Origin of the sequence: Paenibacillus whitsoniae, assembly GCF_003955665.1 — a bacterium.
GTDB lineage: Bacteria > Bacillota > Bacilli > Paenibacillales > NBRC-103111 > Paenibacillus_E > Paenibacillus_E whitsoniae.
Genome location: NZ_RXHU01000085.1, coordinates 61,491 through 72,913 on the forward strand (window position 1 = coordinate 61,491; position 11,423 = coordinate 72,913).

The window sequence follows — 11,423 nt, forward strand, 5'->3', positions numbered from 1 at the left end:
TTTCCCCATCAAAGAATATGAGCTATTTTAGCACATCTCGAATTAAACAAACAACCGATTGCGCCGCAATCCCTTCGCCCCGCCCTGTGAAGCCGAGCTGCTCCGTCGTCGTCGCCTTGACGTTCACCTGTTCAGGCTGAGCATCCAGCGCCGCTGCGATGATCTCGACCATTTGCGGGATATAGGGCGCCATCTTCGGCTTCTGCGCGATAATCGTGGAATCCGCATTGCCGAGCGAGTAGCCTCTTTCTCTGGCCAACTGCCATACGCGCTTCAGCAGCACGAGGCTGTCCGCATCTTTAAATTCCGCCGCCGTATCCGGGAAGTGCTTGCCAATATCCCCCAGACCGAGCGCCCCCAGAATGGCATCGCTGATCGCATGCAGCAGCACGTCGGCATCGGAGTGCCCGAGCAATCCTTTTTCATATGGAATCGTCACGCCCCCGATAATGCACTTGCGCCCCTCAACCAACTGATGTACATCAAAGCCTTGTCCAACACGAATCATTGCTTATGCCTCTCCCCTCACGTTATGTACAATCCACTCCGCCCAAGGCAAGTCCTCAGGTGTCGTGATTTTAATGTTATAGTAGTCGCTCTCGACCACAGAAACCTTAACGCCCAACCGTTCCACCAGCATCGCGTCGTCTGTGCCAAGAAACCCTGCCCGCTCCGCCTGCTCATGCGCTTCAAGCAGCAAAGCAAGACGAAAAGCCTGCGGCGTTTGGATCGCCCACAAGCTTCGTCTATCAGGAGTCGACTGTATTTGGTTATTGCCGTCAACAACTTTAATCGTATCCTTGACCGGAACCGCCAGCACGGCTGCCCCTGTCTCTTGGGTCTTCGTCAGGCATGCGAATATATGTTCCTTCTTCGCGAATGGCCGCACCCCGTCGTGGACCATGACCCATTCCGTGCCCGGCTGCAAAGCGCCAAGGCCTTGTCTGACCGAATCCTGACGCTCGGCCCCGCCGGCCAACACCTGCGTCGCTTTTGTGATTCCGTAGTCCGCCACATAGCCGCTGCAGCGATCCACGTCATCCGCCCCAACAACGAGAATGATTTCGTCCACTTCCTGTATGTTTTGAAATAATTGCAAGGTATGTACCAGAATGGGCTTCTGTCCCAACTGCAAATATTGCTTGCTCTCCGCCGTACCCATTCGCGAGCCTCTGCCTGCCGCTACGATGATGACGCCTAGCTTCCCCATAAGTCCTCCAACACGGTGCTCCTATAACCGAGCATACTTCGTAAGCATAGACCTGGATAGAACTATGTTACATCTCCTTATCATACTGGTTTTACTGCGCTTTTTCCAATAGTTTCGGTTTGGCGAAAATCATCCGTCCCGCCGACGTCTGCAGCACACTTGTCACCATCACTTCCAGCGTCATGCCGATAAACTCCCGGCCGCCTTCCACGACGATCATCGTACCGTCATCGAGATAAGCGACGCCTTGCCCATGCTCTTTCCCGTCTTTGATCACTTGGACGACAATCTCTTCACCCGGTAGCACCACAGGCTTGACCGCATTCGCGAGATCGTTGATATTCAGCACGGACACACCCTGCAGCTCACATACCTTATTCAGGTTAAAATCGTTCGTAATTACTTTGCCCTGCAGCACTTTTGCCAGCTTGACCAGCTTGCTGTCCACTTCGGCAATCTCCTCGAAATCACCTTCGTATATTAGCACCTTCACTTCAAGCTCTTTCTGAATTTTGTTCAAAATATCCAGCCCGCGGCGCCCGCGATTGCGCTTGAGTAAATCTGACGAATCTGCAATATGCTGCAGCTCCTCGAGCACGAACTCAGGAATGACCAACGTGCCTTCGATGAAACCGGTTTTGCAAATATCCGCAATGCGGCCGTCGATAATAACGCTCGTATCCAGGATTTTGTGCTCCTCATAAGGGCGATGCGTTTGCTTTTCTTGACCGCCGGACCGGCTTTTAATCATGAGCTGCACAAGCTCTTCCCGTTTGTTATACCCGATGCGGAAGCCCATCACCGACAGTACGGCCGATACGACCAAGGGCAAGAACGGACCCGCCCATGTAGCTTGCGCCAGCACCGGATAGACCATGACCGAGGTTAGAAGCCCGATCATCAGGCCAAATGTACCCGACAACAGATCGGAAACTGGGATTTCCGCAACGTTCTTCTCTCCTCTTAGCAGCAACTTCATCCCTGTACCGGCAATCCATGCTGAAATGACGACCATGCCTACTGCACATAAACTATTAATCCAAAAGACTTGACTGCTGCTCCGGATTACATCCGACGTTCGAAGGAACGTGTCGCTCCACTCATACCCTAAACTGCCACCCATGATAGCGAAAATGGCTTGTATCCATTTTTTCATCATAGATTCACCTCCTACTTCAACTTGGTTTTATTCTTATTACAATTATGTTCCAATTTTTTCAACGTTAATCACATCTTTAGAGACTTTCCGAAAAAAGCAGTAATTTCGGAAAGTTCCCTATATCCAGAAAATTGAAATATTAAAGGGCTTCCTTTATAATAAAAATGGAAGTTACCAACACACCGAGGTGGATGGAATGAGCTCCTTATCTTTAAAGCAGTTTCAGGATCAAGTGTCCGAATTGTTGCTCCGTCACCGTAGTCTGCTTGACGTCTTGTCCAAATTCCAACAGTCCGGCGCAGCTGCGAATCGTTCTGTCGTAAAGTCCGTGACCGAATGCGGCTGTCTGCAGCTTCACGCTGCCAAGCAAGAGTACCATCCTGAGATGACTTTAAGTGAAGCTAAGGATGTTCTTGGCACGCATGTCTCCGGTCACTTGTGTGAGCAATGCATTGAAGTTGTCAGCAACGAGCTTGGGCGAAACCTGTTCTACATGGCTGCGCTCAGCAATCTGCTGGATATTAATTTGGAGCAAGTCCTCGAGAAAGAATCTAAGAAATGTTCCACGCTAGGACTTTTCAACATGTCGTAAAAATAAAGAAAAAAAGCATTTATTTTCTCTCTGAATTCAGAAGAAAATAAATGCTTTTTATTTTCGCACGGCGGCAGTTGATTACAAATCCGATTTCACGGAGTTGTTCTCTTCCACGTTGCTGCCGCGTCTTTTATTTTTACGGTGGGAATTGCGAATACGGATGAAGTAGCCATCAACGTTTTTTTTTAGGCCGTACAATGCATAGAGAAGCAATGGTACAAAGATCATTTTGGAAATGGATTCCGGCCATTTGATCGCGATCACGATGGCAACCGCCACAATAATCGGCGTAATCCAGATGGCGGCTTTCGGAATGCCGGCTTTTTTGAAATTCGGATATTTGACCGTGCTGACCATTAAGTACGAAAGCAATACGGTGCTAACAAGCAGAACATAAACGTTAAGATCGTTCGCGAACAACGCCAGTGTACACAACACACCACCTGCAGCAGGGATCGGCAGACCGATGAAGTAACCGGGTGTACCGGCCACGACATTAAACCGTGCTAAACGAAGCGCACCGCAAATCGGGAAAATCGCCGTTACAATCCAGGCAAATGCCGGGCTAATCGCAGTAGGATCGTTGAAAGCGACTACATACATGATAAAAGCCGGAGCCACACCGAACGAAATCACATCGGAGAGCGAATCGAGCTCTTTACCAAACTCGCTTTGCGCATTCAGCGCTCTCGCTACGCGTCCGTCCAGACCATCCAGCAGCATCGCCACAATGACGAGCACCGCGGCAACGCCATGTTGACCGCTAAAAGCTAAAATAATCGACAACACGCCTAGGAACAAGTTCCCTACTGTAAATAAACTGGGAATTGATTTGGTTAGCATATGTTTTTGTCCACCTCTGGATTTACTATACCCTAAACTTGACTTTTGTAAAACCTTAAACTTTGACGTCATCAATAGTACTTTATGATTGTATCCACTTTAAATATGTCTGTCAATGAACACTTGTTCTTGAATCCGCTTGAGACCATCCTTGATGGCACGCGCTCTTACTTCTCCGATGCCGTCCACTTCATCCAGCTCCTCGATTGTCGCCATCATCATGTGCGGCAGGAAGCCAAACTTCTCAACTAAATTCCCAATAATTATCGACGGCAATCGCGGAATTTTGCCTAAAATCCGGAAGCCGCGCGGCGATACCGGCTCTTCCGCAACGGAGCTCGTGTTCGAGTATCCGAGCAGACGAATGATTTGCTGCGGTTCCAGCAGCTCATCCGAGGAAAGACGCTTCAGTCCTGCTTGCATTTCCTTCACGCGCTCATCGCTTAATTCTCTTACATAATCCTTTACGAGCAAGCGAGCTTCCAGTTCCGCATTTCCTACAAGTTCTTCTAATTGCATGGAAATTAGTCGTCCTTCATTGCCAAGCTCATTTATGTAGCGGTTAATTTCCGCCTTGATGCGCAGCACCATCTCAAACCGTGCAATCACGTTCGTAATATCGTGGAGCGTCACCAATTCCTCGAATTCGGAGGCGCTTAGGTTCGTTAACGATTGATCCAACACCACTTTGTACCGCTCCAGCGTCTGGATTGCCTGATTCGCTTTGGTAAGAATCACCCCAATGTCCTTTAGCGCATAGCGCAAGTTACCCTGATATAAGGTAATGACGTTCCGTCGCTGCGAAATGGAGACGACCAGCTTATTCGTCTGCTTCGCTACACGCTCCGCTGTCCGGTGCCGGATACCGGTTTCGGAAGACGGGATCGCGGAATCGGGAATAAGCTGCGTGTTCGCGAACAAAATTTTCTTAATATCCTCACTAAGAATAATGGCGCCGTCCATTTTGGCCAGCTCATAGAGGTAGTTAGGGGAAAAGTCGCAATTGATGGAAAAGCCGCCGTCGACAATTTCCATCACCTCCGGACTGTACCCGACCACGATCAGCCCACCGGTTTTGGCGCGGAGCACGTTCTCCAGCCCGTCTCGGAATGCCGTCCCAGGTGCTACAAGTTGGAGCAATTGACTCATCACATCTCGTTTGATCTCTTCTTTGCTCATATTTTTCCTCCTGAAAGCCTGCAGATTGCCACGCTGCGTTAACCCAGTGCCGCTTTCAGCGCTTCCGCCACCGTGTTTACGCCTATAATTTCCATACCTTTGGGCGGACTCCAGCCCTTCAGGCTCTTCTCCGGCATAATCACACGGCGAAACCCGAGCTTTTCCGCTTCCTTCACACGCTGATCGATCCGCGATACGCCGCGGACTTCACCCGTTAGGCCAATCTCTCCAAAAACAACATCGTAAGGCTGCGTAGGCTGATCCCGAAACGAAGACGCAATGGAGATTGCGATCGCAAGGTCTACCGCCGGTTCATCCAGCTTTACCCCGCCTGCAACATTAAGGTAGGCGTCTTGATTTTGCAGAAACATGCCCATCCGCTTCTCCAGCACCGCGATAATGAGCGAAAGCCTGTTATGGTCGACACCCGTTGCCATCCTTCGCGGAGATGGGAAGTTCGTCTGCGACACCAGCGCCTGAATCTCCACCAGCACCGGCCGCGTTCCTTCCATGCTCGCCACAACCGTCGATCCGGCTACGCCAAGCGGCCGTTCCTGAAGGAATAGCTCCGAAGGATTGCTGACCTCCACCAAGCCAACTTCCTGCATTTCAAAAATGCCGATTTCATTCGTCGAGCCAAAACGGTTCTTCACCGCGCGCAGCACCCGATAGGAGTGATGGCGCTCACCTTCAAAGTAAAGCACACAATCGACCATGTGCTCCAGCATGCGCGGCCCCGCGATGGCGCCTTCTTTGGTGACGTGGCCAACCAAGACCGTTGCGATTCCTTTACCTTTAGCTATTCTCATAAAATGCCCTGTGCATTCCCGGACTTGCGATACCGTGCCAGGCGCCGAAGTAACCGTCGGATGAAAAACCGTCTGGATGGAATCGATGACCAGGAAATCCGGGTTCATTTCTTGAATGGCTTCCTCAATGAGTTCCAGATTGGTCTCGCATAGCACATACAGCAGCGGAGATGCCGCGTTCAACCGATCTGCGCGAAGCTTTGTCTGTTTAACCGATTCTTCCCCTGAAATGTACAAAACCTTTAGCCCTGCCTTGGTCAGTTCGAACGACGTCTGCAGCAGCAGCGTGGACTTCCCGATCCCTGGGTCGCCGCCGACAAGAATCAGCGATCCCGGGACAATGCCGCCGCCGAGCACACGATTGAGCTCTTTATTGGTTGTGACAACCCGAGGTTCCGGACTGCTTTCTATTTGGTTAATGGGTGTCGGCTTCTCCTTGGTCTTCGGAATGGCGGAGGTCATGCCCTGCGTTCGAACAACCGTCTCGATCTCTTCCACCATCGTGTTCCAGGATTGACAGCCCGGACATTTCCCCATCCATTTCGGCGATTCGTAGCCGCATTCTTGACAGCAAAATTTCGTTTTCTGTTTACTCATGTGGGAAGGTGCTCCTTATTTCCATTACAACGCATTCTGGTTATCCTTACCAATAAAGTTTACCATTTTTACCGTGCCCATGAAAGGGTTCCAAGGAATTAAAAAAAGCATCCCACCCGCCGGATCGGCGAAATGGAATGCTTCTCGCTTATTTCGTGGCTACGCCTTCGCTCTTCACAACGGTAAGCTCGCCTTCATTCTCATCAATCGTTAACGTATCGCCCTTCGAGATATTGCCTCTCAGCAATTCTTCGGACAAGCGATCCTCAATATGCTTCTGAATCGCTCTGCGCAGCGGTCTTGCGCCATAGGTCGGGTCGAACCCTTCTTTGGCCAGGAACTGCAGCGCCTTGTCGGTAAGCACGAAGTCGACCTCTTGCTCTTTGAGACGTTTGCGCAGATCGTCGGCCATCAGGCTTACGATGCGAGCGATATGAGCTTCGTCCAAAGAGTGGAAGACGATGATTTCGTCAATCCGGTTGAGAAACTCCGGACGGAAGCTTTTCTTCAGCTCGCCCATCACTTTGTCTCTCATGTTGTTGTAGTCTTTGCCAGCATCGATCGCCGCTGTAAAGCCAAGCGAAGAGTTTTTCTTGATCATGTCTGCGCCTACGTTCGACGTCATGATGATCAACGTGTTGCGGAAGTCCACTGTGCGGCCTTTGGAGTCGGTCAAGCGACCATCTTCCAGCACTTGCAACAGGATGTTGAACACTTCCGGATGCGCCTTCTCGATCTCGTCCAGCAGCACGACCGAGTACGGTTTGCGGCGTACTTTTTCAGTCAGTTGACCGCCTTCTTCGTAGCCGACATACCCTGGAGGCGCCCCGACGAGACGGGAAGTCGAATGTTTCTCCATATATTCGGACATATCGATCCGAACCACGGCATTCTCATCGCCGAACAGCGACTCTGCGAGTGCGCGGGCAAGCTCGGTTTTACCAACCCCGGTAGGGCCGAGGAAAATGAAGGAGCCCATTGGACGCTTCGGATCTTTGAGGCCCGCTCTGGCGCGGCGGATCGCGCGGCTAACTGCTTTGACCGCTTCCTCTTGACCGATAACGCGCTCATGCAGGATTTCTTCCATTTTGAGCAGACGATCCGTTTCTTCTTCCGCCAGCTTGGAAACCGGAATGCCGGTCCAGCTTGCCACGATTTGCGCGATATCGTCCGGCGTTACCTCGGTGTCGAGGCGGCCTTGCTTCTCTTTCCAATCGTTCTTTGTGGAATCCAGCTCTTCACGAAGCTTTTGCTCGGTATCGCGAAGGCCTGCCGCTTTCTCGAACTCTTGGCTTTGAACTGCCGCGTCTTTCTCTTTGCGGATGTTTTCCAGCTTGTTCTCCAACTGTTTCAAAGACGGCGGCGTTGTATAGGAACGCAGTCTCACTTTGGAACTGGCTTCGTCGATCAGGTCGATCGCTTTATCCGGCAGGAAACGATCCGGAATGTAGCGGTCGGACAGTTTTACCGCTTCTTGAATTGCGGCATCCGTGATTTTCACACGGTGGTGCGCTTCATAACGGTCACGCAGACCGTATAGAATTTGAATCGCTTCTTCCGGAGACGGTTGATCCACCGTAATCGGTTGGAAACGGCGCTCCAGCGCAGCGTCTTTTTCAATATATTTGCGGTATTCATCCAGCGTCGTTGCCCCGATGCATTGAAGCTCGCCTCTCGCCAGCGCCGGCTTCAGGATGTTGGAGGCGTCGATCGCACCTTCCGCGCCGCCTGCGCCAATCAGCGTGTGCAGCTCGTCGATGAAGAGGATGATGTTGCCGGCTTGGCGAATCTCATCCATGATCTTCTTGAGGCGGTCTTCGAACTCGCCGCGGTATTTCGTGCCGGCCACGACCGAGCCCATGTCGAGCGTCATGACGCGTTTATCTTTCAACGTCTCCGGAATTTCGTTATTGATGATTTTCTGAGCGAGGCCTTCGGCAATCGCCGTTTTACCGACCCCAGGCTCCCCGATGAGAACCGGATTGTTTTTCGTTCTACGGCTGAGCACTTGAATCACGCGCTCAATTTCCTTGCTGCGCCCGATAACAGGGTCAAGGTGGCCCTCACGCGCAAACGCCGTTAAATCTCTTGCCAAGCCATCCAGCGTTGGCGTATTGACATTCGGGTTCGTGCCATGGCTAGGCGACACTGTTTCGCTGCTGCCCAGCAGTTGAAGCACCTGCTGACGAGCTTTGTTCAGGGAAACGCCGAGGTTGTTCAGCACGCGGGCTGCAACGCCCTCACCCTCGCGGATCAAACCAAGCAAGATATGTTCAGTCCCCACGTACGTATGGCCTAGTTTTCTTGCCTCGTCCATGGAGAGCTCAATGACCTTTTTCGCCCTAGGCGTGTAAGCAATATTGGAAGGCTGTTCTTGTCCTCTGCCAATGAGCGATTCCACTTCGTCTTGAATTTTCTCAAGACCCAGGCCCAGCGCAACGAGTGCTTTAGCTGCAATGCCTTCGCCTTCCCGGATAAGTCCGAGTAAAATATGCTCAGTTCCAATATTGTTATGCCCTAAGCGGACCGCTTCCTCTTGAGCCAAAGAAAGCACCTTCTGCGCACGTTCCGTAAATCTGCCAAACATCATAGAGAACACCTCCAAAAGTAGTCTATCTATGGAATTCCTAAAGGATGTTACATCAAAATCAGCTAAGCGCTAGAAGCGTCCCAGCTTCTCGCGAATCATTTCCGCTCTGCGCACGTCACGTTCATCGGCGGTCAGCTTCTCACCGGCATACTGCTGTAGAAAGCCCGGCTGCGTCATCACCAAAAGTTCATTGAGCACATGACCGGAAACGGTATTAATGATCCCCAAATCGATGCCGAGTCTCACATCGGACAGCCGCTGCGCAGCCTCTTTGGAGTCCATAATGCCTGCATAAGACAGAATTCCGAAAGAGCGATTCACACGATCGATAATCCGCATTCTGGACTCTTGTAACAGCTTATGCCTCGCAGCTCGCTCATGCTCAATAATTTGTCTCGCGACACTGTGCAAATTATCAATAATCTCATCTTCCGTTTGCCCAAGCGTAATCTGGTTGGAGATTTGGAAGAGGTTACCTAATGCTTCGCTGCCCTCCCCATATAATCCTCTAACCGTCAGCCCAACTTGTGAAACAGCGGATAAAATCCGATTAATTTGCTGACTCAGCACTAACGCCGGCAGGTGCATCATCACCGATGCCCGAATGCCCGTTCCCACATTGGTCGGACAGCTCGTTAAATAGCCGCGCTTCTCGTCATAGCCGTAATCCAGCTGCGTTTCAAAAATATCGTCAATCTGATTCGCCAAATCCCAGACTTCCTTAATCTGAAAACCCGGGCATAAACATTGTATGCGAAGGTGGTCCTCCTCATTGATCATAATGCTGATCGACTCATTGTCGCTGAGGATGACGGCACCGTTACGGGATTCGTTCGCCAAGTTCGGACTAATCAGATGTTTCTCCACCAGTACCATGCGTTCAAGCTCATTCAGTTCGCCAAGCGGCACCAATGAAAAGTTGCTGATCGTCTCCAACTCATCATTCTCAAGCACCTTGGACAATTTCTCCAGCACTTCTTGCGATTGTTGGTTCGTCGCCAGCATAGGGTAGGGGTAGTCTCTGAGATTGCGTGCAATACGGATTCGGCTGCTAATGACAATGTCCGATTCCGGCCCCTCGCCCTTCATCCACTCGCTTAATGCATCTCCTGTAAACCGCTGTAATGTCACTCGATTCACACCTCCCTGCCTTACTTACATGCCTGCCATTTTCTTTTCAATCTCCCGAATTTGGTCACGCAGCTTGGCCGCCTGCTCAAACTCTTCGCCTTCAATGCACGCCATAAGATCCTTCTTTAAAAGATCAATCTCCCGCTTGCATTTGATAATACCTCCGCTTCGTTTCGGCACTTTGCCGACGTGGGCGGTGTTGCCATGCACTCTTTTAAAAAGCGGATCCAGCTTCTCCGAGAACGCTTGATAACAATTCCCGCAGCCGAATCGACCCAGCTTGCTGAATTGCGAGTACGTAAGTCCACAGTGCTCGCACCGGATCGGTTGCGCCTTCGCCGCGGATAGCGGTTCAAAGTCAAGCAACCCGGACAACAAATTATGAATCGAAAAGCCGCCGGTCGTTCCCGGAATCATCTCGCCCTTTTCCCTGGCACAAGCTTCGCAGATATGAAACTCGTTCTTATCCCCATTCACAATTTTGGTAAAATGGAGCGTCGCCGGTCGTTTCCCGCATTCCTGACAAACCATTTATATCCGCCTCCTCATTTGCTAAGCAAGGATATTAGCATTGCTTTCAGAAGCTTCGCTCGTATCTCGTCGCGCAGCGGCAGCTTAAAGGCTAGCACATCCCTTGAAATCGCCGCTCGCATGAGATTGGCCTCCCTATGGGAAATATGCCCGCCCTCTTGAAGCTGATAAATCAGCCCTTCCGAGGCGACTTGATCAATATGTGTGTTAATCGTTCGAAAAATATGGTCAACAATCGAACCGTGGCTCTTGAGCTCGATCTTCTGAATCCGAATATAGCCGCCGCCGCCGCGTTTGCTCTCGACAAGATAGCCCTTCTCCAAAGTAAACCTTGTGGAGATAACGTAGTTAATTTGCGAGGGTACGCATTGGAATTGATCAGCCAGATCGTTCCTCTGAATCTCGATCGCCCCTTCAGTGCTTTGCTGCAGGACGTGCTTCAAATACTGCTCGATAATTTCGGATACATTGCGCATCAATTCGGCCTCCCAGATTTCTGAAAGTAAAATTGACTTTGACTTTCTTTGACCTTAATTAGATTATAATCATTTCCTTTCTTTTTGACAAGTGCTGCCGTAAAAATGAACAACCCCCGTCTCCGCGCTTCCACGTAACCTTATTAGTGTTGACCTTCGTTACGGATTTATTCGAACGGATGGAGGAAAAAGCGACAATCGGCTGTATGCGCCTGCAGTGAGCGAGGAGACCTTAATCGGCTCTAACATCATGCGCCGTCCATTCCGGGTAAGATGCCGCAAGAATAGAAAAAAGCCTTACTC

General features: G+C 50.8%; 11 protein-coding genes. 1 reads left to right on the forward strand and 10 read right to left on the reverse strand.

The annotated features are described in order from the left end of the window. Positions 1-22 precede the first annotated feature (22 nt). The 3 genes from ispF to EJQ19_RS25840 form a co-directional block, all read right to left on the reverse strand. Positions 23-508 carry a 2-C-methyl-D-erythritol 2,4-cyclodiphosphate synthase gene (ispF, locus tag EJQ19_RS25830; protein ID WP_126144122.1) on the reverse strand — a complete coding sequence of 162 codons (486 nt, stop codon included), beginning with the start codon at positions 506-508 and terminating at the stop codon, positions 23-25. Positions 509-511: 3 nt separating this feature from the next. Next, positions 512-1,210, reverse strand: a complete 699-nt coding sequence (gene ispD, locus EJQ19_RS25835) for a 2-C-methyl-D-erythritol 4-phosphate cytidylyltransferase (protein ID WP_126144123.1) — start codon at positions 1,208-1,210, stop codon at positions 512-514. 91 nt (positions 1,211-1,301) lie between these two features. After that, positions 1,302-2,369, reverse strand: coding sequence for a PIN/TRAM domain-containing protein (locus EJQ19_RS25840; RefSeq protein WP_126144124.1), 1,068 nt, complete (start codon positions 2,367-2,369; stop codon positions 1,302-1,304). Between the two features lie 196 nt (positions 2,370-2,565). Between EJQ19_RS25840 and EJQ19_RS25845 the strand changes: the two genes are divergently transcribed. Beyond that, complete coding sequence (locus EJQ19_RS25845; RefSeq protein ID WP_126144125.1) at positions 2,566-2,961, forward strand: nucleoside triphosphate pyrophosphohydrolase family protein; 396 nt, start codon at positions 2,566-2,568, stop codon at positions 2,959-2,961. Between the two features lie 81 nt (positions 2,962-3,042). On the opposite strand, the gene pssA is transcribed toward EJQ19_RS25845, so the two are convergent. The 7 genes from pssA to EJQ19_RS25880 form a co-directional block, all read right to left on the reverse strand. Then, positions 3,043-3,807 carry a CDP-diacylglycerol--serine O-phosphatidyltransferase gene (pssA, locus tag EJQ19_RS25850; protein WP_126144126.1) on the reverse strand — a complete coding sequence of 255 codons (765 nt, stop codon included), beginning with the start codon at positions 3,805-3,807 and terminating at the stop codon, positions 3,043-3,045. 99 nt (positions 3,808-3,906) lie between these two features. Then, on the reverse strand, positions 3,907-4,986 hold the full coding sequence (gene disA / locus EJQ19_RS25855; protein WP_126144127.1) for a DNA integrity scanning diadenylate cyclase DisA: 1,080 nt from the start codon (positions 4,984-4,986) through the stop codon (positions 3,907-3,909). A 38-nt stretch (positions 4,987-5,024) separates the two neighbouring features. Then, on the reverse strand, positions 5,025-6,392 hold the full coding sequence (gene radA / locus EJQ19_RS25860) for a DNA repair protein RadA (RefSeq protein WP_126144128.1): 1,368 nt from the start codon (positions 6,390-6,392) through the stop codon (positions 5,025-5,027). Positions 6,393-6,540: 148 nt separating this feature from the next. Beyond that, positions 6,541-8,982: an ATP-dependent protease ATP-binding subunit ClpC gene (gene clpC / locus EJQ19_RS25865; RefSeq protein ID WP_126144129.1), complete on the reverse strand. Its 2,442-nt coding sequence runs from the start codon at positions 8,980-8,982 to the stop codon at positions 6,541-6,543. Positions 8,983-9,051: 69 nt separating this feature from the next. Beyond that, positions 9,052-10,071, reverse strand: a complete 1,020-nt coding sequence (locus EJQ19_RS25870; protein ID WP_420901702.1) for a protein-arginine kinase McsB — start codon at positions 10,069-10,071, stop codon at positions 9,052-9,054. A gap of 66 nt (positions 10,072-10,137) precedes the next feature. Beyond that, positions 10,138-10,644, reverse strand: a complete 507-nt coding sequence (locus tag EJQ19_RS25875; protein WP_126144131.1) for a protein-arginine kinase activator protein McsA — start codon at positions 10,642-10,644, stop codon at positions 10,138-10,140. A gap of 14 nt (positions 10,645-10,658) precedes the next feature. After that, complete coding sequence (locus EJQ19_RS25880) at positions 10,659-11,120, reverse strand: CtsR family transcriptional regulator (RefSeq protein ID WP_126144132.1); 462 nt, start codon at positions 11,118-11,120, stop codon at positions 10,659-10,661. Between the last annotated feature and the right edge of the window lie 303 nt (positions 11,121-11,423).

Coding starts and splice junctions, on each gene's coding strand:
- EJQ19_RS25870 (WP_420901702.1), bottom strand. CDS start 10,071: ATGAAGGGCGAGGGGCCGGAATCGGACATTGTCATTAGCAGCCGAATC.
- clpC (WP_126144129.1), bottom strand. CDS start 8,982: ATGATGTTTGGCAGATTTACGGAACGTGCGCAGAAGGTGCTTTCTTTG.
- ispF (WP_126144122.1), bottom strand. CDS start 508: ATGATTCGTGTTGGACAAGGCTTTGATGTACATCAGTTGGTTGAGGGG.
- ispD (WP_126144123.1), bottom strand. CDS start 1,210: ATGGGGAAGCTAGGCGTCATCATCGTAGCGGCAGGCAGAGGCTCGCGA.
- disA (WP_126144127.1), bottom strand. CDS start 4,986: ATGAGCAAAGAAGAGATCAAACGAGATGTGATGAGTCAATTGCTCCAA.
- radA (WP_126144128.1), bottom strand. CDS start 6,392: ATGAGTAAACAGAAAACGAAATTTTGCTGTCAAGAATGCGGCTACGAA.
- EJQ19_RS25875 (WP_126144131.1), bottom strand. CDS start 10,644: ATGGTTTGTCAGGAATGCGGGAAACGACCGGCGACGCTCCATTTTACC.
- EJQ19_RS25845 (WP_126144125.1), top strand. CDS start 2,566: ATGAGCTCCTTATCTTTAAAGCAGTTTCAGGATCAAGTGTCCGAATTG.
- EJQ19_RS25840 (WP_126144124.1), bottom strand. CDS start 2,369: ATGATGAAAAAATGGATACAAGCCATTTTCGCTATCATGGGTGGCAGT.
- pssA (WP_126144126.1), bottom strand. CDS start 3,807: ATGCTAACCAAATCAATTCCCAGTTTATTTACAGTAGGGAACTTGTTC.
- EJQ19_RS25880 (WP_126144132.1), bottom strand. CDS start 11,120: ATGCGCAATGTATCCGAAATTATCGAGCAGTATTTGAAGCACGTCCTG.